Source organism: Streptomyces sp. NPDC007875 (genome assembly GCF_042868035.1).
Taxonomy (GTDB): domain Bacteria; phylum Actinomycetota; class Actinomycetes; order Streptomycetales; family Streptomycetaceae; genus Streptomyces; species Streptomyces antimycoticus.
This window is the reverse complement of sequence record NZ_JBIADZ010000015.1, coordinates 118,597-142,222: the sequence shown is the minus strand read 5'-3', so window position 1 is coordinate 142,222 and position 23,626 is coordinate 118,597. Positions and strand designations below refer to the sequence as shown.

Below are 23,626 nucleotides of genomic sequence, written 5' to 3'. Positions count from 1 at the left end.
TCTTTCTCAGACCGCGAGTGTCGCGTCGGCCGGCGCGATGGTCGGGTCGGGCAGCCGGAACTCCTGCCCGGCGAGGGCCTCGTAGAGGCGGACCGGGCTCATCTCACCGGCGAGCTCGCCGTGATGGGCCTTGGAGCGGCGGTAGATCTGCTCGACGAGGGCGGACAGTTCGGTGGACACGCCCAGGTCGCGGCCGAGGTCGACGGCGAGCCCCAGATCCTTGCAGGCCAGCGCCATGGCGAACGAGTCGTCGTAGTCGCCGTCGGCGAGAATGGACATGAGGTCCTTCTCGACGAAGGAGGAGGCGGCCGGGCTCGCCAGCAGCGAGCTGCGCAGCGTCCCGAGGTCGACGCCCGCCTTGACGCCCATGGCGAGCACCTCGGAGGTGGCGACCACGTGGCTGAACCAGAGCAGGTTGAGCATGAGCTTGACTGTGTAGCCCGTGCCGGGCGGGCCGACGTGCAGAATCCGGTCCGGATCGCCCATGGCTTCCAGGACGGGCAGGGCGATGCGGAAGTCGTCGTCCGTACCGCCGGCGAAGATCTGCAGTGCTCCGGCCTCGGCGCCCCGTGCCATGCCGCTGACCGGTGCGTCCAGCCAGCGCACCCCGCGCCGGTTCAGCGCATCGGCGGCGACGCGGTCCGCGGCCGCGGGAGTCGAGGTCGACATGTCGATCCACAGGGCGCCCGGGGGCAGGGCCTCGGCCGCGCCACCGCGCAGCAGTACGTCCTCGACGATGCGCGGGGTGGGGAGCATCGTGATCAGGAATTCCGCGCCCTCGGCACAGGTCGCGGGGGAATCGGCCCAGCGGGCGCCGAGCGCCAGATGCTCGGCCGCGGCCTCGGGCCGGGTGTCGTGCACGGTGACCAGGTGGCCCGCGTGGATGAGATGGCGGGCCATGTGGCGTCCCATGTTGCCCAGGCCGATGAAACCGATCCTCATCGTTGTCCTCGCTGTGGTGAGAAGAAAAAGGTAAAGAAGGGAAAAGAAGGGAGGGGGTGGACAGGTCCGTGCACCGTGGCCGGTTCAGGCCAGGTTGATCCAGGTGGTCTTCAGCGCGGTGTACGCGTCCAGTGCGTGCAGGGACTTGTCACGGCCCGCGCCGGTGGCCTTGAAGCCGCCGAAGGGGGTGATGACATCACTGGCGTCGAAGGTGTTGATCCAGACCGTCCCGGCCCGCAGTCGCTTGGCGGCGCGGTGGGCGACGGCCACATCACGTGTCCAGACGGAGGCGACGAGCCCGTAGTCGCTCTCGTTGGCCAGCCGTATCCCCTCGTCGGCGTCGCCGTCGTAGGACACGATGGCCAGGACCGGGCCGAAGATCTCCTGCTGGCCGACGGCGGAGGTGTTCACCACCCCGTCCAGGACGGTCGGTTCGACATAGCTGCCGCCCGACTCGGTGAGGGTGCGGCCACCGCCGAACACCACGCTCGCCCCGTCCGCCACGCCGCGTTCGACGTAGCCGAGGACCGTGGCCAGCTGGGTCTCGTCGACCAGGGGGCCCATGACGGTGGCCGGGTCGAGCGGGTCGCCCACCCGGAAGGTCTCCGCGGTGATCCGGCGCAGGGCGTCCAGGAGCCGGTCCTTGACGGAGGCGTGGACCACGACGCGGGAACCGGCGTTGCAGGTCTGTCCGGCGTTGTAGAAGATGCCCCAGGCCACGGCTGACGCGGCGGCCTCGATGTCGGCGTCGGGCAACAGGAGCTGGGGCGACTTGCCACCCGCCTCGACGGCCACCTGCTTGCCATTGGACTCGCCCGCGTACACCTGGAAGAGCCGGGCCACCTCCGCCGAGCCGGTGAAAGCGATCTTGTCGACCTCCGGGTGGCGGCCCAGCGCCTGTCCGGCGACCTCGCCGCGGCCCGGGACGACGTTGAACACCCCGTCCGGCAGACCCGCCTCGGAGGCGAGGGCGGCCAGGCGCAGGGCGGCCAGGGAGGTCTGCTCGGCCGGCTTGAGGACGACGCTGTTGCCGGTGGCCAGGGCCGGTCCCAGCTTCCAACTGGCGATCAGCAGCGCGTAGTTCCACGGGACGACAGCGCCGATGACACCCAGGGGCTCCCGGGTGATCAGGGCGATCGCGTCGCCGGGGGTCGGTGCCACCTCGTCGTAGGTCTTGTCGATGGCCTCGGCGTACCAGGCGATGGTCTCGGCGGCCTTGTCCACGTCGATCCGCACGGACTCGGTGATGGGCTTGCCCATCTCCAGGGTGTCGAGGAGGGCCAGCTCCTCGGCGTTCGCCCGGATCAGATCGGCCCAGCGCAGCAGGACGCTCTTGCGCTCCTTGGGCGGGAGGTCGCGCCAGCGTCCGTCCTCGAAGGCGGCGCGCGCGCCGCGTACGGCACGGTCCACGTCCTCGGCGCCCGCCGCCTGCACCTTGGCGAGTACCGCACCGTCGCGTGGCGAGACGCTGGTGAAGGTGTCGCCGGAGAGGGCGTCGGTGAAGCGGCCGTCGATGAACAGCCGGGTCTCCACGGTGAGTGTGCCGGCCGCGGCCACCCACTGGTCGTACGAGCGGGCGAGCAGGGCGTCGATGCCGTGCGTCATGTGATCCTCCACCGGTCGATCGCGTCTTCGTCGAGCTCGATACCGAGGCCCGGCCGCGCGGGTATCTCGAGGTCGCCGTCGCTGCCCACCCGCACCGGGTCGGCGAGCATGAAGTCCCGGCGCTCCGGGGTCCACCCGGGCGGGTCGTAGGGGAACTCGAAGTACGGGCCGCCGCCGACCCCCGCCGCCACGTGCAGATTGGCGAGCACGCCGATGCCGTTGGTCCAGCTGTGCGGGGTGAAGTGGCGGTGCTTGAGCTGGGCGATTTCCGCCAGGGTGCGGGCGCGGTGCATGCCGATCGCGAGCACCACGTCCATCTGGTAGATGTCCAGGGCGTCCTCTTCGAGGTAGCGCAGCAGCTCGGTGGGGGAGTGGTGCATCTCGCCGGCGGCGATGCGCACCCCGGGGTTCTCGGCCCGCAGGCGCTTGAAGCCCGCCAGGTCGCCGTAGGGCAGCGGCTCCTCGACCCAGAACACGTCGAGCTCGGCCAGACGCGCGATGGTCTTGCGGGTCCGGGCGAGGTCGGTGGCGCCCGCGGTGTCGCCCGCCATGCGCCATGACTGGTTCAGGTCCACCATGATCTCGAAGTCCGCGCCCAGTTCCTCGCGCACGGCGCGGACCGCGGCGATCCCCTCGTCCACACGGTTGCGGTCGATGCGTATCTTCATCGCGCGGAAGCCCGCTTCGCGGACCTTCAGCGCGGTGGCGACACGCTCCTCGGGCGATTTGAGCTCACCGCAGGAGGCGTAGGCGGGCAGCTTCTTGGCCGCGTTGCCGAACAGCTCCGCCACCGGGCGGCCGTGGACCTTGCCGATGATGTCCCACAGCGCCGCCTCCAGCGGCCAGTAGTGGGCGCCGTGGAAGTTGGCGGTCTCGATGGCCTTGACGTGCCGGGTGATGTCGAGCGGGTCCTCGCCGACGAACAGGTGCTTGTAGGTGTCGAAGCCGTCCATCAGATCACCGGAGCCAATACCGGTGATCCCCTCGTCGGTGTGGACGCGGACGATCGTCGCGTCGAAGTGGCGCCGTGGCTCGGGGTCCCACGCGGCCCGGAACGGCGGGTCCAGCTCCAGGCGCAGCCGGTCCAGGGTGATGTCCGTGATCTTCATCGGGTGAGCACCTCGGAGGTGGGGGCGTAGAACGGGTTCGCCGGGCCTTCCTCGGCGGCCGCGAGGACATCGGCCACGGTCGGGGTGCCGGTCACCGCGGCCCGCACTGCCTCGTACGCGGCGGCGCGCTGGTTGCGGAAGGACACGTCCAGGTCGTCGACCGCCGGGTTCACCCAGATCGCGGCGATGATCAGCAGATCGTCGGCCTCCTCGGCGGGCAGCAGACCGTCCTGGACCGCGTCGGTGACCCCCTGCGCCAGACCGGCCTGGGCGGACCCCCACGTGGCGCGCTGGTGCAGCTCACCTTCGGCGGCGGCCTTCGGCACGAACAGTGTCAGCGGCTTCACCGGGACCGAGGGCCGCACGATCGTCACGAAGGGGACGTGTCCGGCGCTGGGCGTGGCCAGCGCCGTGGCCCAGGCCGTCTCGACGGGTCCGCCCTTGCGTCCGATCACGACGTTCGTGTGCGCGGCGTTGGCACCCTCCCCGGCGAAGGACTCGCCGATGAGGGCGGTCGGGGCAACAGGCGATGGCATGGGGATCTCCTGGATCTCCGGGAGCGGGGAATCGACGGACCACAGGGGATGAACCGCGCATTCGCCGCAGTTCTCCGGTCCGATGCGGCGAATCTAGAACCGCCGCCACCCCGTCGACAAGGCGCCGGCCTGAATCGAAATGCCGGTTGCTCTCATGACAACCCGGCGGCTGACCTGGGGCTTCCCTGGTGTGCGCCCTAGGATGTCGCGCGTGACGAACCTCCCCCCTCGCGGCACCGACGGTCCCGAGGACCCCGCCGACCCGCACGGCACGGGCCCAGGCGAAGCCTCCTGGGGCCTCGCGGGCACCGCTGCCCCGCGCGGCCATGGGCTGCGCCGTGACATCGACCTGCTGGAGGCGCTCGCCTCCGACGAGGCCCAGAACGCCGGCGGGCTCGGCGTCGTACGCCTGGCGCATCTGGTGGGCCGGGAGAAGACCCAGGTCTCGCGTGCCCTCAAGGCCCTGGCCACCGCGGGGATCGTGGAACGGGACCCCGACACCCTGGAGTACCGCCTGGGCTGGCGGCTCTTCTCGCTCGTCGCACGGACCTCGCAGAACCGGCTGGTGCGCATGGCGGAGCCGGTGATGCACGCCCTGTCGTCGGACGTGGAGGAGACCAGCCATCTGTGTGTCCTGAGCGACCGCGAGGTGCTTACCCTGCTCTCGGTCTCCGGACACTCCTTCCGCGTCCACGGCTGGGAAGGGCGCGGAGTGCCCGCGTGGCAGACCTCGGCCGGGCGCGTGCTGCTGGCCGATGCCACACCCGATGAGCTGTACGTCCGCTTCGGCACCGCCTCGACGCCACCGATCCCCGAACTGTGGGCACTGATCCAGGAGGCTTCGCGGCGGGGCTACGCGAGGGTGAGCGAGGAGTTCGAGGCCGGTCTGGTCGGGGTCTCCGCACCCGTACGCGACTTCCGGGGGCGTGTCGTCGCGGCGCTCAACATCTCGGCACCCAAGTCCCGGCTCGGCGACCGCCTGGACCAGGCGGGCCGCACCACGGCCAAGGCGGCGGCACGCGTCTCCGTGATGCTGGGCTGGGAGCCGCGGCACACCTCGTTCCCCAGGGCACGGCTCACCTGAAAGCGCCGGGGCGGTGCGGCCCCGGCGTGTCCGTGGGCGGGCATGAAGGGGGAGTTGCCCTGACAGCAACCACCATTGCGATCCGAGAAGCGGCCTTGTCGGCCGCATGACGCGCTCGTAAATTCACCGCGAACCGGACCAGCCCTTGTTCGGAACGGAGAAAAGAGCAGCTCATGAACCTCCCCGGCATAGAAACCCTCGTCAAGGCACCGTTCGCCGAAGGTGATGTGTTCATCGCCGGCCGCTGGTGTGCGGCCGAGGACGGACGGACGTTCCCCGTGCACGACCCGGCCACCGCGGAGCTGATCCGCGAGGTGTCCGCGGCGGGCCCGGGGGATGCCATGGCGGCGGTCGACGCGGCCCAGGCGGCTGCCGCCGGGTGGCGGGCGACGCCGGCCCGCCGTCGTTCGGAGGTCCTGCACACGGCGTTCGCGCTGATGCGCGAGCACACCGACACGCTCGCCCGGCTGATCGTCCTGGAGAACGGCAAGGCATACCGGGACGCGGTGTCCGAGGTCGGTTACGCGGCGGAGTTCTTCCGCTGGTTCGCCGAGGAGGCGGTACGGATCGGCTCCGCGTTCGGCGACGCGCCCGGTGGCGGCTTCCGGCACGTCGTGCGCAGGCATCCGGTGGGCGTCACCGCCTTCGTCACACCGTGGAACTTCCCGGCTGCGATGGCCACTCGGAAGATCGCCCCGGCGCTCGCCGCCGGCTGCCCGGTGCTCCTCAAACCGGCCCCCGACACCCCGTTCACCGCCCTCGCGCTCGCCGCCCTGCTGAGTGAGGCGGGCCTGCCCGACGGACTGCTGAACGTCCTGCCGACCGACCGCGCGCCCGAGGTGGTCTCCGCCTGGCTCCGCGACGAGCGGGTCCGCAAGTTCTCCTTCACCGGCTCCACCGCCACCGGCCGGACGCTCCTGGGGCAGGCGGCGGCGAACGTGGTCAACGTGACCATGGAACTGGGTGGCAACGCCCCCTTCATCGTCTGCGAGGACGCCGACGTCGATGCCGCGGTGCGCGGTGCGATGGACGCCAAGATGCGGGGCGGCGGCGAGGTCTGCATCGCGGCCAACCGGTTCTACGTCCATGAGTCCGTCGCCGCCGAATTCACCGAGAAGTTCGCGGCGGCCATGACCGCGGTACGCGCCGGAGCGGGTCTGGAGGAGGGCGTCACCCTCGGCCCGATGATCAACCGGACCGCCGTGGAGTCCATCCGTTCCCTGGTCGACGACGCGGTCGCTCGTGGCGCGAAGGTCGCCGCGCGGGGCAGCGTGCCCGAAGGCCCGGGCTGCTACCACCCGGCCACCGTCCTGGTGGACGTGGACGAGGACGCCCGGATCATGAACGAGGAGGTCTTCGGGCCGGTCGCGCCCCTGGCCACCTTCACCGACGAGGACGAGCTGGTGGCCCGTGCCAACGCCACGGTGCACGGCCTCGCCTCGTACATCTACTCGCGCGACGTGGGCCGGGCCCTGCGCCTGGCCGAGCGCCTGGAGACCGGCATGGTCGGCCTCAACCGGGGCCTGCTGTCCGACCCGGCCGCGCCCTTCGGCGGCGTCAAGCAGTCGGGCCTGGGCAGGGAGGGCGGCCGTGAGGGCATCGAGGCCTTCCTGGAAACGCAGTACATCGCCCTCGACTGGCCGACCGACTGATTCCCCCTCTCCCCACCGCTGCTCCCGGGGCCGCTCCTCCCCGGCCGCCCTCTCCCGGGGCAGCGGTCTCCTCCCCCTCTCAGCGAAGGACCCGCGCATGGCAACGACGCCTGTGACCGAGAAGAACGAGCCCAGCACACCGCCGGGCGCACCCGCCACCGAACGCGAACGGAAGCGGCTGCACACCAAGCTGAAGCTGGCCACCCAGATCGGCCAGGGAATCGACGGCTACATCATCGGCGGCATCGGCCTGGCGATGGGGGCGATCACTGACGACCTCCATCTGTCCTCCATGGAACAGGGGCTGGTCGGTGCCTCACCGCTGATCGGGATCTTCATCGGAGGGCCGCTCTTCGGCCGGCTGGCCGACCGGTTCGGACGCCGGCCGGTGTTCCTGATGGACATGCTGATCTTCCTGATCGGCTCGGTGCTCCAGTTCTTCGTCCTGGACGGCCCACAGCTCATCCTCATCCGCCTGGTGATGGGTGTGGCGATCGGCGGCGAGTACGCGATCGGCGCCCCGCTGCTGTCGGAGTACGCGGGCCGGCTGGGCCGCGGGCGGCTGCTGGCGAGCCTGGAGATCAGCTGGTACGTGGGGTACGCACTGGCCACCGTCGTGGGGGCGCTGTTCACCTCCGTCGACGGCGGCTGGCGCTGGTCCCTGGCAAGCAGTGCGGTGATCGCGGTGGTGTGCGTGGCCCTGCGCGGTGGCATCCCGGAGTCCGCGCGCTGGCTGCTGAGCAGGGGACGCCGGGACGAGGCCGAAGCGCTGATCGAGAAGTACGGCATCGAGGTGGACGTCGAAGCGGAGCTGGACGACCGCGACGAGGTGCGGCAGGACGGGTTCCGCGCGCTCTTCAGCCGGCAGCATCTGCGCTCCACGGTGTTCGCCAGCGTCTTCTGGGCCGCCCTCGTGCTGCCGTACTTCGCCATCGGCACCTTCTGGACCGAGGTCTTCGAGGCCCTGCACATGGGGGACAACGCGGTCGCGGCGCTGCTCGTCTACTCCTTCACCGCCGTGGCCGGTGTCACCGCGGGGTGCCTCGTCGTGGACCGGATCGGCCGCCGCAAGCTGCTGATCCCGCCGTTCTGGATCACGGCCGCATGTCTGGCCCTGGTGGCGGTGTGGCCGTCCTCCACCCCCGTCATCGTCGTCGGCTTCCTGTTCTTCATCTTCCTCAACGCCGCCTCCAGCGCGCTGACCGCCGTCTATCCGCTGGAGGTGTTCCCCACCTCCCTGCGTACCACGGGCGTCGGTTTCGCGTCGGCCATGAGCCGGGTGGGCGCCGCGATCGGCACGTTCCTGCTGCCGATGGGGCTCGACCACTTCGGAGCGGAGTTCGTGCTCCTGATCGGCGCCGGAGTGCTGGTGGTCGGCGCCGTCGTGTCCCAGTTCCTGGCGCCGGAGACCACCGACCTGGACCTGGCCCGGGCGGCGCGAACGGCCCGCGAGGGGTCGTAGGGACCGGCGGCGACCGCCTACCCGGCCGCGAGACGGGGTGCGCCGACGGTGCTGCGGAAACGGGCGCGGTAGACCGTCGGCGAGACCCCGAGGGTCTGCTGGAACACCCGCCGCAGCGACTCCGAGGAGCCGAACCCCGCCTGCCGCGCCACCTCCTCGACCGTGCCGGTGCCGTCCGCGAGAAGTGCCTGGGCGGCCTCGACGCGGACGGCTTCGACATAGCGGCCGGGCGTGATGCCGACCTCGGTGCGGAACAGCCGCTCCAGGTGGCGGGCGCTCACGCCGCCCGAGGCGGCCAGCGTGGCCCGCGTGTGGCACCCCGCGGGGTCCGCGGTGACGCGGTCCATCACCCGGCGCACCGCCGGATGCCGTGGCTGACGCGGGGCCAGCCGCGCGCTGAACTGCGCCTGCCCGCCCGGGCGGGCCATGAAGACCACCAGTTGCCTGGCCACGTTGCGGGCAACCTCCGCTCCCCAGTCCTCCTCGACCAGGGACAGCGAAAGGTCGATTCCCGCGGTGATGCCGGCCGACGTGGCCACATGGCCGTCCCTGACGAAGACGGGATTGCCGTCCACGCGCACCTGGGGGTAGGCGGCGGCCAGCTGCGATGCCAGCTCCCAGTGCGTGGCGGCTCGGCGGCCGTCCAGGATTCCGGCCTCGGCCAGCACGAAGGCTCCCGCGCACACGGACGCCACGCGCTTCACCCGCCCCGACAGCCGGGTCACGAGCCCGACCAGGTCGGTGTCGGCCACGGCCGAGCGCCAGTCCCTCCTCCCCGGGACCAGCAGGGTGTCCGGGCGAGGTGGCAGTGTGCCGGGCGAGCCGTCAGCACCGATCACGAGCCCGGAGGAGGTGGTGACGGCGTCACCGGCGAGGGAGACGACCCGTACGTCGTAGTCGGCGCCGTAGTGGTTGGCCGTGGTGAAGACCTCCACGGGGCCGGTGACATCGAGCAGCTGCACCCCGTCGAACGCGACGATCACGACGGTGCGTCCGCCACGGGACGCCGGTGACGCCCGCCGCGCTATTCCGTCCACGGCGAATCCAGGATCGTCCGGACGAAGTTCCCCCGTTCGAAGCCGGGGACGAAGTGTTCCAGGACATCGGCCTTGACGTTGCCGAACGTGGTCTGCGGCTTGGGGCGGATGCCGTCGGCGAACGCCCGCAGAATCCTGTTCTTGAAGTCGGGGCGCGGATGCAGCGCCACGACCGCCGCCCGGTCCTCGGCGGAAAGATCCTCATAGCCGATGCCGAGCACGTCGTACTCGACACCGGCCGTCACCAGAGCCACTTCCGGTTCCATGAACTCGGGGACCCCGGGGGTGGTGTGCAGGGCGATCGCCGTCCAGACCCGGCGGACGCTGTCCTCGGGTACCCCATGGGCCTGCAGAAACCGCTTCGCCTCGGCCGCGCTGTCCACCTCGAAACGGCGGCCGCTGTCATGGAACGCCTCGTTCAGGCCCACGTCGTGGAACATCGCCCCCAGGTACAGCAGCTCCGGGTCGAAGCTCAGATCGCGCCGGTGGCCCTGCAGGCTGCCGAAGAAGTACACCCGACGTGAATGGTGATAGATGAGCTCGCTCGTCGTGTCCCGAATCAGCTCCGTGGCCTCGCGCGCCAGCGTCGTGGCCGGCACCTTCACGCCTGCCGCGACAGTGGTGTCAATCGTCATGTATCCGCCCTCCGTGTCCGTAGCAGTACGCCCCTGTGGGGCACTGTCCACAGCCTCGCGCGGCGGCCGGCCCGCTTGCCATGACGATAGCGCCCTGTATCCCACGGATAGCGACCGGAAACGCCGGTGGTGACCCGAGCCGGCCGCTCCCGGGTGGACCGCGTCGTACGGCACCGAGGACCGACCTGTCCCGTCACCGGATAGAGTCGAATCGAGAAAAGAGGAACATCGAGGGCCTTCTCGTGCAGAAAGTACGCCACGACCTCGATGCCACGGACCGGCGGATCACGGCCGTTCTGCTGGCGTCGCCCCGGGCATCCTGGCGGAGCGTCGCCGAGGTGCTGGGCGTCTCGGAGCGCACCGTCGTGCGGCGAGCCGCCCCGCTGTTCCACGATCGCACCCTGCGGGCGACGGCCGTGCGCAATCCCGCCCTCTTTCCCCACCTCCTCCCCACGGTGCTGCGTATCCGTTGCCGCCCCAACCGGATCGCCACCATCGCCGCCGGTCTCGCTCGGCGCCCCGACACCATCTGGGTGGACATCCTGGGCGGAGGGGATGAAATCTGCGTCGTGCTCTTTCTGAACGGACGCGACGCACGCAACAAGCTGCTGCTGCGCGACCTGCCCGCGACCGCCGCCGTGCGGTCCTGGACCTCTTACGACCTGCTGAAAGTCTTCCCCGTGGGTTTCGCTTGGAGCGCGGGACTGCTGGCCCGGGAGGAGTCCGGCCAACTGTGGCCGAGCGCCGACCCCGCGCCCGAGCCCTTCTCCCCGCTCCCGGAAGACGGGGCGCTCATCGACACGCTGGTCGAAGACTCCCGGATGACCTATGGAGAGCTCGCCCATCGCACGGGCCGGACTCCACGGGCCGTGCGGCGGCGCCTGGACGCCCTGGTGGCGGCGCATGGCGTGCGGCTGGCCACCGAAGTAGATCTGGCCCTGCTGGGGGTGCATGCCGAGGCTCTGCTGTGGATCACCGCGGATCCGGGGGCGCTGGAGGAGACCGGGCAGATCCTCAGCCGGCATCCGCAGGTGCGCTTCACCGCCGCCACGACGGGCTCGAGCGGTCTGCTGGTGGCGGTGGCCGCCACCGATCTGAGCGCGCTGTATGTGTTTCTGACCGGCACGGTGGGGGCGTTGCCGCATATCTCCGGGATCGAGGTGACCCCCATTCTCTCCGGCGTCAAGCGCACCGGCCTGGTACGCCCCGCGTCGATCTCCGTGTGATGGGCTCCGTGAGTCTCAGCCGAAGTGCCGGATCCGTGCGGTGGCCTTAGGCGCGTACGGAGGCCAGTCGTTCGGAGAGCCGCCGGCGATGAACGCGGTGACAGCCGTGGCGAAGGCCCGGCCCATCGCCCGCTCGGTGTCCGAGGGGCTCCCCAGCATCGGACTGTCGGGGTAGCTGTCGAAGGTGCCGAAGAGGAAGGGAAGTTCGCCGCAGTGCGTGGCGCCGAGACGGCCGGGGTCGTGGGCGGGACGGTAGTCGAACTGGTAGACGTACGTGGCATTGCCACCGGCCGCATGGTGGTCGGCCATCCGCAGGGCGCCGTTGCGGAACAGCTCATCGGTGTGCAGTGCGGTGAAGACCTGGGCGGGCGCCACGTGTGGAAGCCTGTCGGCGTACCGCTGGTAGACCTCCGGCGCCTGATGGCCGAGCCGGCTGGTCAGGAGGTCGACGGCACCTTCCCGGGTGAGCGACTGGATGCGCGGCTCGAAGGCGAAGAAGGCGGTCATCTCCTCCTGGGCGGTGCCGATCAGCAGGGCCTTGCCCTCCAGCGCCCCGTCCACGAGCGCGTCGTGCCAGGCCCATGGCATGCCGGCGCCGCCGAGAACCGGGTACATCGGAGGGGCGACATTGCCCGGGCGCGCGAGACGGGCCGCCAGCTCGCCGTAGGCGGACAGAAGATGCTCGACGGGAAGCGAGCGCAGCACCTGTCCGGGCTCCGCGCCACGCGGGACGCCCAGCAGCCGCTGGTACTCCTCGGCGACCTCGGCTGCCCGCTGCGGACTCTGCGGCTCGAGGCCCCAGGGGCCGCTCTGCAGGAGCACACGGTCGACGAGCCCGCCGGTCGCCGGATCCAGGGCCAGTGACAGGGCCGAGTACGCACCGGCCGACTGCCCGCCGACCGTCACGGCTCGCGGGTCGCCGCCGAAGGAGGCGATGTTGTCGCGCACCCAGCGCAGCACGGCGGCCTGGTCCTTGAGCCCGAGGTTGTCGGCGCCGATCTGCGGGAGATACAGATAGCCGAGTGGCCCCACCCGGTAGTTGGCGGTCACCACCACCACATTGCCGGCCTCCGCGAGGCGTGCTCCGTCGTACCAGTCCCACCCGCCCGAGCCACTGCTGAAACCGCCGCCGTGGAACCAGACCAGTACCGGACGGGGGGCCTTCTCCGCCAGTGCGGGCCGTGGAGTCCACACGTTCAGGGTGAGGCAACCGTCCTCGTCCCAGTCGGGCCTGCGTGTCCCCATGACCCTTTCCAGCCGGGACGCCGCCTGCGGCACAGCCGGTCCCGGCCGCACCGCTTCACGTACGCCCGTCCAGCCCGGGTGGGTGTGCGGGGCCGCGAAGCGCGCCGCGCCCACCGGTGAGGCGGCGTAGGGGATTCCCCGAAAGGACACCACCGCACCCTCGTCCGAGCCCCGGAGCCTGCCCCGGTCCGTGGCCACGACCTGGTCCGCCAGGTTCGTCATCGACTCCACCTCTCTCGCATCACCGACGTTCTGGTCTCGTTCTACGTCGGCCTGCGAGGAGGAGCCAGAACAGGGGGTGAAAGCGAGGATTCGGAGACAAAGGATCTCTGGATCAGCCGAAGGTGCGACGTGCGGTACGCATCCGTGCCACGTCAGCCAGGCTGACGTGGCACGGTGAAACGTGGGACGGGTGGTGGCGGCCTACGACTGCTCGTTCGCCTCGAGCCAGCGGAAGAAGGCGATCTGCCGGGACATGACGGAGATCAGCTCGTAGGCGGTGTGCGAGGCGGCCACGGAGGTGATCTCGGCGTGGTCGTACGCCGGGGCCACCTCGACCAGGTCGGCGGAGACCAGATGGCAATCGCTGAGCCCGCGCACGATCTCCAGGAGTTCCCGAGAGGTGAGGCCGCCCGCCTCGGGGGTGCCGGTGCCGGGCGCGTGTGCGGGATCCAGGACGTCTATGTCCACGGATATGTAGAGCGGCCGCTTGCCGATGCGCTCCTTGAGCTGCTGCACCACCTCGTCCACCCCGCGCCGCATCACATCGGCCGAGGTGACGATCCCGAAGCCCAGCTTGGTGTCCTCGTCCAGGTCTTCCTTGCTGTACAGCGAGCCGCGGGTGCCGACGTGTGAGAGCGCGGAGGTGTCCAGGAGGCCCTCCTCGGCCGCGCGGCGGAACGGCGTTCCATGGGTGTACTGGGCGCCGAAGTAGGAGTCCCAGGTGTCCAGGTGCGCGTCGAAGTGCAGCAGCGCCACCGGGCCGTGCCGGCGGGCCACCGAGCGCAGGATCGGCAGCGCGATGGTGTGGTCGCCGCCCAGCGTCATCAGCTGCGCGCCCGTGGACAGCAGAGCGTCCGCGCCCTCCTCGATGCTCTCGACGGCCGCGTCGATGTTGTGCGGATTGGCCGTGATGTCACCGGCGTCGGCCACCTGGGCGTAGTGAAACGGGTAGACGTCCTGGGCCGGGTTGTAGGGGCGCAGCTGGCGCGACGCCTCCCGGACGGCGTTCGAGCCGAAGCGGGCGCCCGGCCGGTAGGAGACACCCGCGTCGAACGGCACCCCGACCACGGCGATATCCGTGGCGCCGACCTGGTCCAGACGTGGGACACGGCCGAAGGTCGCCGGGCCCGTGAAGTGCAGGGTGACATCGGTCTCCTGGGGCGGGACGGGCATGGCCATGTCGGGAGGGTTCGCGGTCATGTGGTGCTGAGTCCTTCATCTGTGGGGGGAAATGATCTGCGTGGGGGAATGCCGGCCCGGTGGAGGCCGTTACGTGGACGATGAAACAGTCCGTTGGTGAACGGGGAAGCGCGCTCATCCGGCTCCGCGGCTGTCCTGCGCACATCGCCGGATGACCCGCTCGGTGCCCAGGGCCTGCGGCCGCACGATGAAGCGGTGGTGATACGGCACTCCTGCGGGGGAAGGAGTACCGCGCCTCAGGACACGTGGCGGGCGGGCCGGGGGCCGGCCATGGGGCCCGGGTTTCTCGGATCCGAGAAACCCGTTCCAGGAAACCCCCGGCCAGTGGGTCTTCGGCTCTGTGCCGCGAGGCAGCGGCGCCTGCGACAGCCGCTCACTGGGCGTCGTCCCGGCGTTCGCTCACTCGTCACACCCTTGTGGTCCTCCGCCTCTCGGGCGGCTGCCTCGCGGCACGATGCGGGCAGCCCAGCACACAACCACTGGCCTTTGCACGTACCTCGGTTATGTCCGATCGTAGAACCGGCAGTTGAAGCCCACCCACCCGGCCTCCGGTGACTGCTCGCGCCGGGCGAAGGGGGCGGTCGGACGCGTTACCCGTTACGGGCCTCCAGACGGGCCACGATCCCCTTCGACGTCGGTTGGTTGCTGATCTCGGCCACACTGTCGAGCGGCACCAGGACGTTGGTCTCGGGGTAGTACGTGGCGGCACAGCCGCGTGCGGTCGGATACGGGACCACCTCGAAGTCCTCCGCGCGGCGCTCCACATCGTCGGTCCACACGCCCACGAGGTCGACGAACTGCCCCTCGAGAAGGCCGAGTTCGGCCATATCCGCCGGATTGACCAGTACCACCCTGCGCCGTCCGTGGATGCCCCGGTAGCGGTCGTTGTCCGTGTAGGGAATGGTGTTCCACTGGTCGTGGGAGCGCAGGGTCTGCAGCAGCAGATGCCCTTCGGGGGCCCGCAGCATGTCCCAGGCGTTGCGGGTGAACAGGGCCTTGCCGGCGCGGGTGGCGAAGACCCCCTCGTTGACCGGATTGGGCAGCCTGATGCCACTGGGACGGGCCACCCGCCGGTTGAAGTCATGGAACCCCGGAACGATGTGGGCGATGCGGTGGCGGATCGCCCCGTAGTCGGCCTCGAACTCATCCCAGGGGATGCCGGCCTTGTCGCCGAGGGTGTGGCGGGCGAGCCGGCACAGGATGGCCACCTCGCTGAGCAGTAGCGTGGAGGCCGGTCTCAGACGCCCATAGGAGGTGTGCACCTCGCTCATCGAGTTCTCCACGGTGACGAACTGCTCGCCACCGGACTGGATGTCCCGTTCGGTGCGGCCCAGGGTCGGCAGGATGAGCGCGGTCCGGCCGCAGACCGTATGGGACCGGTTGAGCTTGGTGGAGATATGAACGGTGAGACGGCAGCGCCGCATGGCCTCCTCGGTGACCGCACTGTCCGGAGCGGCCCGGACGAAGTTGCCCGCGAGCGAGAGGAAGACCTTGATACGGCCCTCGCGCATGGCCCTGATCGAGTTCACCGAGTCCAGCCCGTGGGCGCGAGGCGGATCGAAGCCGAACTCGCGCTGCAGCGCGTCCAGGAAGGAGTCCGGCATCTGCTCCCAGATGCCCATCGTGCGGTCGCCCTGCACATTGCTGTGCCCGCGCACCGGGCAGGCCCCGGCTCCGGCCCGGCCGAGGTTTCCGCGCAGCATCAGGAAGTTCACGATCTCCCGGACGGTGGGGACACCGTGGCGGTGCTGTGTCACTCCCATGGCCCAGCAGACGATGATGCGCTTGCTGCCCAGGACGGCGTCCCGGACCTGCTCGATCTCCTGGAGGGTCAGTCCGGTGGCGGTCAGGATGTCGTCCCAGGCGATGGTGCGGACGTGCTGGGAGAACTCCTCGAACCCGCTGGTGCTGGAGCGGATGAAATCGTGGTCGAGTACGGTGCCCGGCCGGGCGTCCTCCGCCTCCAGCAGCAGCCGGTTCAGGCCCTGGAACAGCGCGAGGTCGCCGCCGCTGCGGATGTGGAGGAAACGATCGGCGATACGGGTGCCGGGTCCGATCACCCCCCGGGCCCGCTGCGGGTTCTTGAACCGCAGCAGTCCGGCCTCCGGCAGCGTGTTCACCGCGATGATGTGGCCACCGTTGATCTTCGCCTGCTCCAGCGCGGAGAGCTGTCGCGGATGGTTGGTCCCGGGATTCTGGCCCACCAGGAAGATCAGGTCGGCGTGGTGCAGATCGTCCAGGCTCACCGTGCCCTTGCCCGTGCCCAACGTCTCGTGCAGTGCGAAGCCACTGGACTCATGGCACATATTGCTGCAGTCGGGCAGGTTGTTGGTGCCGAAGGCCCTGGCGAAGAGCTGCAGTACGAAGGCGGCCTCGTTGCTGGCCCGCCCCGAGGTGTAGAAGACCGCCTCATCGGGGGAGTCCAGCGATGTCAGCTCCGCGGCGATCAGCTTCAGGGCGTCGTGCCAACTGATCGGCTCGTAGTGATCCGCGTCCGGCCGCTTGACCATCGGTCCGGTGAGCCGGCCCTGCTGGTTCAGCCACAGGTCGGAACGGCGGCCGAGCTCGGAGACCGTATGCGTACGGAAGAAGTCGGCGGTGACGCGCCGCGCCGTCGCCTCGTCGTTGATGTGCTTGGCGCCGTTCTCGCAGTATTCGTTGCGGTGCCGGTGGCCGGGGGCGGGGTCGGCCCAGGCGCAGCCGGGACAGTCGATGCCCGCCACCTGGTTCATGGTCAGCAGCGTCGTGGCGGTGCGCCGGACCGTCGTCTCCTCCAGGGAGTACTCCAGCGCATGGGTCACCGCGGGCACTCCCGCCGCCCACTTCTTGGGCGGCGTGGCGGAGAGTCGTTCATCCGGCTCGTGTCTCGGCGCCTTCTTCATCAGGTGTGTCTCGCTCTCTTGGACGAGGGTCAGCCCACGGGCCAGCGAGCAACCCGGCTTCTCGGCGGTTCCGGCTCCGTCGGCTGTACGTGTCCGTTGTGGATGGACCCCCGCCAGGCCCCGCTCTCCTGGCCCAGGCCCTCGATGAACTCCTTGAAGTGCCCGAGTTCCCTTTGGACCACACGGCGAGCGAGCCCGGAGGAGGCGTTCGTGAGGAGGGACGCGACTCTGCCGGGAGTGCTCTCTATGCGCACGGTGACCTGGGTACGGTCCGGTGCCGTGGGGCGGAACGACGCCTCACCCCAGTGGGAGGGGCGGCGCTGAAGGCAACGCCATACCACGGAGGAGTCCGGCCGCTGGTGCACGATCTCCGCCTGGAACGCGCAGCGCACCGGGCCGTACCGGATGACCCAATGGGTGATCGTGGGTCTGATCTGCTCGACCCGCTTCACCGCGGACATGAACCGCGGAAAGCTCTTGAACTGGGTCCATTGGTTGTAGGCAGTGCGTACCGGGACCGCGACCTCGATCGTCTCTTCGATGGTGTTCATGGCCCACCTGTCTCCAGATCTGCCCTCAGTGTCACCGCCCGACCAGCAGGTCGCCAGATGGATCTTCCTTCTATGTGAATGACAATCTGCAGTCAACCCGTTGTTTGACTGCATGAATTCATGCATGCTGGCGCCGTCCGAATGTGAACGGTCGGGAGGCAAGCGTGGCAGTGCGCACGGAGGCGGCGGACGCGCGGGCAGCAGGGGATGCGGCGCCTGTGCCACGACGCCGGAAAGACCGGCGGTGACACGGAGGAGCCGGTGGTCACCCTCCCGCTGTCCGAGGCCATGCGCTCCAGTGGGCCGTCTATCCGCTGAATCAGAACGGCGCGGTCACCAATTGGAGCCATGAGCTGCCGCTGAACACCTGGTGGCATGGGGCGGTGGTGAACGACGGACGACACACCACGCTGTATGTCAACGGCTGCCCGGTGGCGCGCAATCCCTTGACCCCGGCGACCGGCCTGACCACCCTCGGGCTGCCCTGGTTGCTGGGCGGCTATGAGTACGGCGGGAAGATCGACCCAATCATGCATGGCTGGATCGGCGACGTCCGCCTCGTGGACCGGGCACTCCCGGTGCGCGACTTCATGTCCTCCTGACCGAGGACTCCGGGGGCTCCAGCGGCCCTCCTGGGCCTTCCTGGAGCCCCCCGGAGCCCAGGGCTCAGTGCGTCAGCGTGTACCAGCCGGCGCTGCCCAGCGTGACGCACACGGCCCCGGCCCACCGCAGCGCTTTGGGCGAGACGAGGAGGGCGAACCTGACGTGCTCGTCGACGTTGACCTCAAGGCGTCGCTGATGTCGGCGGCTTCGGTCGGGTGCGGAAGGGGTGTCGTGGTCTCCACCGTTGGCCAGGTGCTGGTCGGCCGCGACAGGAGGATGGCTCTCATCGCGGCCGTCACCGGTTCCACCGGGGCCGAGACGTGCTTCGGCCATACGGGTATCTCCTTAGTCTTCGGGGCCCGCGGTGACGTGCCGGGGCCTGTCTGGTGAGGGATTGACGAGGTGTCCGGCTCCAACTGCCAGGAAGGGTGGAACACCACGTCGGGATGTACGCCTGCTCGTCGACAGGTGTCGTGTAGTTAACGCAGCCACGTCCCCATACGCAACTAAACCCGCAGTAACCGCTGACCCGGCGTCAGCCGGTGTCTGTCGGAGGGGGGCTCTACAATCCCGCTTCGCGCAGCGGACATTGAGTGGCTTATCTCCTATTGCCGACCATAGCGACTAAACTTACCGGCGGGTATTTCGCAAGTTTGCGATAGGGAGCGCGCGTAAATTCACTTAACGCGCCAGTTGAGGTCCCGCCGGTATGGCCAACACCACACTCCCGACGGCAGCGAAGTACCCGAAGTCGGACCTTCCGTGCATCGCCGGAGGATTTTCGCGCAAGCCCTGCGCCCGGTGTGCGAACAAGGTGGATTCGGCGGGGTCTTCAGGCCATGAGGCCGACCGGCCGTCCTATTCGCGTCTTGGTTCGAGGGGGTACGGGCAGTCTGTCTGATGTCCGCTCATTGCCGCTCGGTTTGGCAGTTTCCTGCAGGTCGGCTAAGTGATTGCCCGGGCGGACTATCCATGCCGGACGCAACGATGAGATCGCGAGTGCAAATTCGACGCGAACGGCGCGGATGAAGCGATGAACAAAGACTGCCATGGCCGGAAACCGCCGCCCCTCCCTTCCTGGCAGTTGGAGCAGGGGCGGCGGCCCTCACCAGACGTGGAGAACCACGCCTGCTCTACTTCATCGTTGACCGCGCGGATCTGCGGGCAGCGTCGCTGTTCCGGCCTCCGCCCAGTCAACGACCGGATCGAGGATAGTGTTTTTCTGTAGGGTCCGGACGCACAACGAGGGTGAAATTTGTGTTATTCGCACCACTGTTCCGGCTGTTCAGAAATATGAAAATCTCCGGCCGTGGGCCCGATCTCTGAGGGCGTTCTGATAGCGGAACCTCCGATCCTGCCCGTACAACGAGGTGCCGCATGGTGAGGATGTGGGCGGTTTGCGCCACGGCTCTGATGTGACATGGGGCAGCCGTTGTCCGAAAGCTCGGCGGTTCGGGCCGCCGTCCAATACCCCGGCTCAATTGCGACGCGGCGGCGTTACGCGAACGCCACGGCACGGCTCGTCGTTCGCCGACCGTGCCCGGAGTCACAGCCATGTCGTCGCCGGCCAGATGGTCACCGCCGCGGCGAGAACGAGCGTGATGTTGAGAGCGATCCGGCGGTCTCCGCGGCTCAGATGGATCCTGGTCGCGCCGATCTGGAGGACCACGAACCCGATGGCCGCGGCCAGGGCCAGCCAGGGCGCGATGCCGGTCAGCGGTGGGAGGATCAGCCCGATCGCGCCGAGCACTTCGATCATCCCGATGGCCCTGACGGCCGGCATCGGCGTGGTGTCCACCCAGGCCATCATCGGCCGGAGCCGCTCACGGCTCCGGACCACCTTCACCCCGCCCCCGTAGAGGTAGAAGAGAGCGAGCAGGCCGGCGACGATCCAATAGGCGATGTTCACGATTCCGGCTCCGTCTTCTGGGTGAAGTCGGTGGCGGGCTCGGTGGCGTAACGGCGCATCACCTGGATGTTCGCCCGCGGGGTCAGCGCCTGGCCGCCGGCGATCATGTCCTGCAGGTCCCGGAAGTACCGCACATAGAGGTCTGGCGTGAACGTGCTGAGCATGACGGCCGGTTGGTCGGTCGTGTTGGCAAAGGTGTGCGGGGCACCGGGAGGCACCATCACCAGCGTGCCCGCGGTCGCGTCGTAGTCCTGTTCTCCCACGGTGAACCGCACCGTGCCGGAGATGACGTAGAAACCCTCGTCGTGCTGGGCGTGGCGGTGCTGCGGCGGTCCGGGCGTGTGCGGTGCGAGGACGGACTCGGCGAGCCCGAGGCGGTGCCCGGTGTTGCTGCCGTCTTCGAGGATGCGCAGTCGCGTGGTGCCCAGGACGATCGTCTCGCCGTCGCCCGGGCCGACCACCGATACGGCGGGGTCGGCCATCGGCTCGCTGGTCTTCGGTTCATCGGTCACGCTTCGATTCCAGTGCCAGGGCGCTGCGACTGTCCAAGACCCATGCTGTGGTGTCGATACCGTACGGGTATCGTTCCACCATGGAGCTGCGGACACTACGCTATTTCGTGGCGGTCGCCGAGGAACTCCACTTCGGCCGGGCGGCCATCCGGCTGCATATCAGTCAGCCGCCACTGAGCCGGGCGATCAAGCGGCTGGAGACCGAGCTCGGTGCCGCGCTGTTCCGCCGATCTTCCGCCGGTGTCGCGCTCACTGCGGTGGGGGCGGTGCTGCTGGATGAGGCGCGCGCCCTGCTCGACCAGGCCGACCGGGTACGCGTACGCGTGGCCGCGGCGGCCGGCGCCGCCACCATCACCATGGGCCTCCTGGCCGACAGCGCCGACCCGGGCGCGACCCGGCTGGCCGGCGCCTACTCCCGGCGGCACCCGGGCGTCGAGGTCCACATCCGCGAGACCGACCTGACCGATCCCACCTGCGGGCTGCACGCCGGACTGGTCGACATCGCCCTGACCCGCGGGCCGTTCGACGAGACCGGCCTGACCGTGCACGAGTTGCGTACCGACCCGGTGGGCGCGCTGCTGCGCACCGACGATCCGCTGGCCCGCCGCGACAGCCTGAAACTGGCCGACCTCGCCGACCGCCGCTGGTTCCGGTTTCCTGAGGGCACCGACCCCCTCTGGCAGTCGTACTGGAACGGCGGGGAACCTCGCCAGGGCCCGGTGGTGCGCGGCGTCCAGGAATGCCTGCAAGCCGTTCTGTGGAACGGCACGGTCGGCATGACCCTGGTGGGCCACGAACCGGCGGCGGGGCTCGCCGTGGTGCCGCTGATCGACATGCCGCCGAGCCGTGTGGTGGCGGCGTGGAACGAGGACGACACGAATCCACTGATCCGCTCCTTCGTCCAGATCGCCATCGCCGCCTACCGCGACTGAGTCACCGGCGGGTCACCGACCACGGCCAGTGCCACACGCCAGCGGTGTCAATCGTCGTCCTGCTCCACTCTGACCAGGTGTACGGCTGTGCTGGTCCAGTCGCCGGGCCGGAGGTCCGGGTGGAATCCGTACGCGGCGAGCACGGTGGCATGGTGCACCTCACCGGTGCGGGGGTCGCGGTAGCGGGCACCGGGGGTGAGGCCGCGCAGCCGTACCGGCAGCCGCGGGACTCCGTGGCGCGGGCCGCGCTGCCAGGCCAGTACCAGGGTCTCGGCGCCGTCTTCGGCGGCGTACTGCACCACGGTCGGCAACTCGCCGTGCGGCCCGGACAGCCGGTACAGGGCGCCGTGCTGGACGAGGTGGCGCACCCGCTTGTACTCGGCCACCAGCTCGGCGCCCTCGGCGAGTTCCTCCTCCGACCAGCGGGTCAGATCGCCGCCGATGCCCAGCAGCCCGCACATGGCCACGTGGAAGCGGAACCGCAACGGCACGGTGCGGCAGGTGAGTTGATGGGGCACGTCCGTCACCCACGCGGACATCGTGCGCGCCGGGTGGAGCTGACCGTAGCCGTGCTGGGTGACCAGACGGTCGACCGCGTCGGTGTTGTCCGACACCCACGCCTGGTCCGTACGGGTGAGGATGCCCAGATCGACGCGTCCGCCACCGCCGCTGCACGTCTCGATGCGCAGCCCGGCATGGTCGGCCCGCAGCCGGTCGAGGACGTCGTACAGATTGGCCACATAGCCCGTCCACAGCCGGTCGTTGCCGTCCGGGGGGCCGGGCCAGCCGGCCTCGCTGAAGGCGCGGTTCATGTCCCACTTGAGGAAGTCGATGCCGTGGTCCGCGACCAGTCGGGTCAGCCAGCCGTAGGCCCAGTCGGCGACATCGTCGCGGGCGAAGTTCAGGACGAGCTGGTTGCGCAGCTCACTGCGGGCCCGGCCGGGGGTGTGCAGGACCCAGTCGGGGTGCGCGCGGTAGAGGTCGCTGTCGGGATTGACCATCTCCGGCTCCACCCAGATGCCGAAGCGCATGCCCAGGCGGTGCACCGTGTCGGCCAGGGGGCCGAGGCCCTCGGGGAAGCGGTCCTGGGCGGGGGTCCAGTCGCCGAGCCCCGCGTGGTCGCTGCGCCGGGCCCCGAACCAGCCGTCGTCGACGACGTACAGCTCCACCCCCAGGGCGGCGGCCCGCTCGGCCAGCGCCTTCTGGTTCGCCTCGTTCACGTCGAAGCCGGTGGCCTCCCAGGAGTTGTAGAGCACGGGCGCGACCTCATGCCCATGCGGCAGGACGTGGTTGAGCGTGTACGCGTGCCAGGCCCGGCTCGCCGCGCCGAACCCGCCGTCCGTGAACAGCCCGGCGAATACGGGGGTGATGAATTCCTCGCCCGGCGTGAGCGGCACGCAGGTGCCCTCGTGGCCGACGCCGCCGGAGAACCCGGCGCGCCCGTCCGGTGTGCGCTGGACGGTGAGGCGCCAACTCCCGCTCCAGGCGAGCGCCGCGCCGAACACCCGGCCGTGCTCCTCGGTCGCGTCGCCCGCGTCCACCATCACCCAGGGAGCGGCGTGGTGGCTGGTGATGCCACGCCGGCTGGTCAGCACGGTCTCCCCGTACGGCAGGTGTTCGCGGCGCAGCTGACTCTCCGCGGACCACTGGCCGGTGACATGACTGAGCCGGTAGTCGGCCGTCGCCGGCAGGGACCAGGCCGCCGAGTCGGCCCGGACCAGGCTGAGGTGCTGGTCACCGTCGTTGCTCAGCACCGTCCAGCGCTCGATGACATCCGTGTCGTCCCGCACCCTGTAGTGGAGGGCGACGCGCAGCGGATAGTGGCGGTCGCGGAATTCCAGCGAGAGTTCGCGGACGCCGTCGGACGGCGTGAGGACGCGGTGCCCGGTCGGCTGCCATTCGAAGGCGCGGGAGCCGTCCGCGTAGCGGACCTGGAGGGAGGGCGTGCCGTAGCGGGTGCCGCCGTCGACCGGCAGTTCCTCGCCCACCGCGGGTCGTCCCTCGAAACTGCTCGCCGCCTCTCCGGCGGGCACGACCAGCTCCTCCGCCTCCGGCATCGTCAGCCGCGGCCCCCATGCGAGGTGGCAGGGCGCGCCGGTTTCGTCGATGCGCAGGGCGTATGACGTACGGGGCGTGGTCAGCAGCCAGACCCCGGTGTCCGGGGCACGGGAGATCGTCGGCATCGGGCCTCACGTTCGGGAGACGACGGGGGAGCGGCGGGTGCCGCCCGCGGATGCGGGGCGCTCGGTGACGGGGACGAGGATCGCTCCGTAAGCCAACGA

At 69.9% G+C, this 23,626-nt stretch carries 19 protein-coding genes and 1 pseudogene; 6 read left to right on the top strand and 14 right to left on the bottom strand.

Features of this window, described 5'->3' with window-relative positions:
- Positions 1–6: 6 nt before the first annotated feature.
- From ACFYOY_RS28670 to fae, 4 genes are all read right to left on the bottom strand, one after another.
- Positions 7–942: an NAD(P)-dependent oxidoreductase gene (locus ACFYOY_RS28670; protein ID WP_388590428.1), complete on the bottom strand. Its 936-nt coding sequence runs from the start codon at positions 940–942 to the stop codon at positions 7–9.
- An 84-nt stretch (positions 943–1,026) separates the two neighbouring features.
- The gene (locus ACFYOY_RS28665) at positions 1,027–2,547 is read right to left on the bottom strand and encodes an aldehyde dehydrogenase (RefSeq protein WP_351890457.1); all 1,521 of its coding nucleotides are present in this window, start codon (positions 2,545–2,547) and stop codon (positions 1,027–1,029) included.
- A complete protein-coding gene (locus ACFYOY_RS28660) occupies positions 2,544–3,656 on the bottom strand; it encodes a mandelate racemase/muconate lactonizing enzyme family protein (RefSeq protein ID WP_351890452.1) in 1,113 nt (370 codons plus the stop codon). Before ACFYOY_RS28660 ends, ACFYOY_RS28665 begins: the two co-directional genes overlap by 4 nt.
- Positions 3,653–4,192 (bottom strand): formaldehyde-activating enzyme, encoded by a 540-nt coding sequence (gene fae, locus ACFYOY_RS28655; RefSeq protein WP_351890447.1) that lies wholly within the window; start codon positions 4,190–4,192, stop codon positions 3,653–3,655. The genes ACFYOY_RS28660 and fae overlap by 4 nt, the downstream gene beginning before the upstream one ends.
- A 211-nt stretch (positions 4,193–4,403) precedes the next feature.
- Here fae and ACFYOY_RS28650 point away from each other — a divergent pair, with 211 nt between their 5' ends.
- From ACFYOY_RS28650 to ACFYOY_RS28640, 3 genes are all read left to right on the top strand, one after another.
- On the top strand, positions 4,404–5,276 hold the full coding sequence (locus tag ACFYOY_RS28650) for an IclR family transcriptional regulator (protein WP_351890442.1): 873 nt from the start codon (positions 4,404–4,406) through the stop codon (positions 5,274–5,276).
- 173 nt (positions 5,277–5,449) lie between these two features.
- Positions 5,450–6,928 (top strand): NAD-dependent succinate-semialdehyde dehydrogenase, encoded by a 1,479-nt coding sequence (locus tag ACFYOY_RS28645; protein ID WP_351890436.1) that lies wholly within the window; start codon positions 5,450–5,452, stop codon positions 6,926–6,928.
- Positions 6,929–7,025: 97 nt separating this feature from the next.
- On the top strand, positions 7,026–8,390 hold the full coding sequence (locus ACFYOY_RS28640) for an MFS transporter (protein ID WP_388590425.1): 1,365 nt from the start codon (positions 7,026–7,028) through the stop codon (positions 8,388–8,390).
- 17 nt (positions 8,391–8,407) lie between these two features.
- On the opposite strand, the gene ACFYOY_RS28635 is transcribed toward ACFYOY_RS28640, so the two are convergent.
- Positions 8,408–9,418, bottom strand: a complete 1,011-nt coding sequence (locus ACFYOY_RS28635) for a GlxA family transcriptional regulator (RefSeq protein ID WP_388590490.1) — start codon at positions 9,416–9,418, stop codon at positions 8,408–8,410.
- Positions 9,415–10,062, bottom strand: coding sequence for an HD domain-containing protein (locus tag ACFYOY_RS28630; protein ID WP_351890419.1), 648 nt, complete (start codon positions 10,060–10,062; stop codon positions 9,415–9,417). The genes ACFYOY_RS28635 and ACFYOY_RS28630 overlap by 4 nt, the downstream gene beginning before the upstream one ends.
- Positions 10,063–10,304: 242 nt before the next feature.
- Between ACFYOY_RS28630 and ACFYOY_RS28625 the strand changes: the two genes are divergently transcribed.
- Positions 10,305–11,288 carry an Lrp/AsnC family transcriptional regulator gene (locus ACFYOY_RS28625; protein ID WP_388590422.1) on the top strand — a complete coding sequence of 328 codons (984 nt, stop codon included), beginning with the start codon at positions 10,305–10,307 and terminating at the stop codon, positions 11,286–11,288.
- Positions 11,289–11,303: 15 nt separating this feature from the next.
- Here ACFYOY_RS28625 and ACFYOY_RS28620 read toward each other — a convergent pair whose 3' ends face one another.
- The 4 genes from ACFYOY_RS28620 to ACFYOY_RS28605 all read right to left on the bottom strand — a co-directional run bounded on the left by ACFYOY_RS28620 (position 11,304) and on the right by ACFYOY_RS28605 (position 17,388).
- Positions 11,304–12,755, bottom strand: coding sequence for a carboxylesterase family protein (locus ACFYOY_RS28620; protein WP_351890409.1), 1,452 nt, complete (start codon positions 12,753–12,755; stop codon positions 11,304–11,306).
- 201 nt (positions 12,756–12,956) lie between these two features.
- Positions 12,957–13,928 carry an agmatinase gene (gene speB, locus ACFYOY_RS28615; protein WP_351890888.1) on the bottom strand — a complete coding sequence of 324 codons (972 nt, stop codon included), beginning with the start codon at positions 13,926–13,928 and terminating at the stop codon, positions 12,957–12,959.
- Positions 13,929–14,545: 617 nt separating this feature from the next.
- Entirely contained in the window at positions 14,546–16,837 is a 2,292-nt protein-coding gene (locus tag ACFYOY_RS28610; RefSeq protein ID WP_388590420.1) for an FdhF/YdeP family oxidoreductase, read from the bottom strand.
- Between the two features lie 29 nt (positions 16,838–16,866).
- Positions 16,867–17,388 carry an SRPBCC family protein gene (locus tag ACFYOY_RS28605; RefSeq protein WP_351890400.1) on the bottom strand — a complete coding sequence of 174 codons (522 nt, stop codon included), beginning with the start codon at positions 17,386–17,388 and terminating at the stop codon, positions 16,867–16,869.
- A gap of 228 nt (positions 17,389–17,616) precedes the next feature.
- Here ACFYOY_RS28605 and ACFYOY_RS28600 point away from each other — a divergent pair.
- Positions 17,617–17,990 (top strand): annotated as a pseudogene (locus ACFYOY_RS28600) (LamG-like jellyroll fold domain-containing protein); the annotation flags it as partial.
- A 64-nt stretch (positions 17,991–18,054) separates the two neighbouring features.
- On the opposite strand, the gene ACFYOY_RS28595 reads toward ACFYOY_RS28600, so the two are convergent.
- The 3 genes from ACFYOY_RS28595 to ACFYOY_RS28585 all read right to left on the bottom strand — a co-directional run bounded on the left by ACFYOY_RS28595 (position 18,055) and on the right by ACFYOY_RS28585 (position 20,382).
- Positions 18,055–18,324: a hypothetical protein gene (locus tag ACFYOY_RS28595; protein ID WP_351890395.1), complete on the bottom strand. Its 270-nt coding sequence runs from the start codon at positions 18,322–18,324 to the stop codon at positions 18,055–18,057.
- A gap of 1,213 nt (positions 18,325–19,537) precedes the next feature.
- Positions 19,538–19,900 (bottom strand): DoxX family protein, encoded by a 363-nt coding sequence (locus ACFYOY_RS28590; RefSeq protein WP_351890390.1) that lies wholly within the window; start codon positions 19,898–19,900, stop codon positions 19,538–19,540.
- Positions 19,897–20,382 carry a cupin domain-containing protein gene (locus tag ACFYOY_RS28585; protein ID WP_388590488.1) on the bottom strand — a complete coding sequence of 162 codons (486 nt, stop codon included), beginning with the start codon at positions 20,380–20,382 and terminating at the stop codon, positions 19,897–19,899. The genes ACFYOY_RS28590 and ACFYOY_RS28585 overlap by 4 nt, the downstream gene beginning before the upstream one ends.
- Before the next feature lie 110 nt (positions 20,383–20,492).
- On the opposite strand from ACFYOY_RS28585, the gene ACFYOY_RS28580 reads away from it, so the two are divergent.
- Positions 20,493–21,344 (top strand): LysR family transcriptional regulator, encoded by an 852-nt coding sequence (locus ACFYOY_RS28580; protein ID WP_388590417.1) that lies wholly within the window; start codon positions 20,493–20,495, stop codon positions 21,342–21,344.
- Positions 21,345–21,391: 47 nt separating this feature from the next.
- On the opposite strand, the gene ACFYOY_RS28575 is transcribed toward ACFYOY_RS28580, so the two are convergent.
- Positions 21,392–23,527: an alpha-galactosidase gene (locus ACFYOY_RS28575; protein WP_351890380.1), complete on the bottom strand. Its 2,136-nt coding sequence runs from the start codon at positions 23,525–23,527 to the stop codon at positions 21,392–21,394.
- Between the last annotated feature and the right edge of the window lie 99 nt (positions 23,528–23,626).

Bases quoted from the DNA above. Each gene is read 5' to 3' on its own strand.
- ACFYOY_RS28670 (WP_388590428.1), bottom strand. From the start codon at position 942: ATGAGGATCGGTTTCATCGGCCTGGGCAACATGGGACGCCACATGGCC.
- ACFYOY_RS28665 (WP_351890457.1), bottom strand. From the start codon at position 2,547: ATGACGCACGGCATCGACGCCCTGCTCGCCCGCTCGTACGACCAGTGG.
- ACFYOY_RS28660 (WP_351890452.1), bottom strand. From the start codon at position 3,656: ATGAAGATCACGGACATCACCCTGGACCGGCTGCGCCTGGAGCTGGAC.
- fae (WP_351890447.1), bottom strand. From the start codon at position 4,192: ATGCCATCGCCTGTTGCCCCGACCGCCCTCATCGGCGAGTCCTTCGCC.
- ACFYOY_RS28645 (WP_351890436.1), top strand. From the start codon at position 5,450: ATGAACCTCCCCGGCATAGAAACCCTCGTCAAGGCACCGTTCGCCGAA.
- ACFYOY_RS28640 (WP_388590425.1), top strand. From the start codon at position 7,026: ATGGCAACGACGCCTGTGACCGAGAAGAACGAGCCCAGCACACCGCCG.
- ACFYOY_RS28630 (WP_351890419.1), bottom strand. From the start codon at position 10,062: ATGACGATTGACACCACTGTCGCGGCAGGCGTGAAGGTGCCGGCCACG.
- ACFYOY_RS28620 (WP_351890409.1), bottom strand. From the start codon at position 12,755: ATGACGAACCTGGCGGACCAGGTCGTGGCCACGGACCGGGGCAGGCTC.
- speB (WP_351890888.1), bottom strand. From the start codon at position 13,928: ATGCCCGTCCCGCCCCAGGAGACCGATGTCACCCTGCACTTCACGGGC.
- ACFYOY_RS28610 (WP_388590420.1), bottom strand. From the start codon at position 16,837: ATGAAGAAGGCGCCGAGACACGAGCCGGATGAACGACTCTCCGCCACG.
- ACFYOY_RS28605 (WP_351890400.1), bottom strand. From the start codon at position 17,388: ATGAACACCATCGAAGAGACGATCGAGGTCGCGGTCCCGGTACGCACT.
- ACFYOY_RS28595 (WP_351890395.1), bottom strand. From the start codon at position 18,324: ATGGCCGAAGCACGTCTCGGCCCCGGTGGAACCGGTGACGGCCGCGAT.
- ACFYOY_RS28585 (WP_388590488.1), bottom strand. From the start codon at position 20,382: ATGGCCGACCCCGCCGTATCGGTGGTCGGCCCGGGCGACGGCGAGACG.
- ACFYOY_RS28580 (WP_388590417.1), top strand. From the start codon at position 20,493: ATGGAGCTGCGGACACTACGCTATTTCGTGGCGGTCGCCGAGGAACTC.
- ACFYOY_RS28575 (WP_351890380.1), bottom strand. From the start codon at position 23,527: ATGCCGACGATCTCCCGTGCCCCGGACACCGGGGTCTGGCTGCTGACC.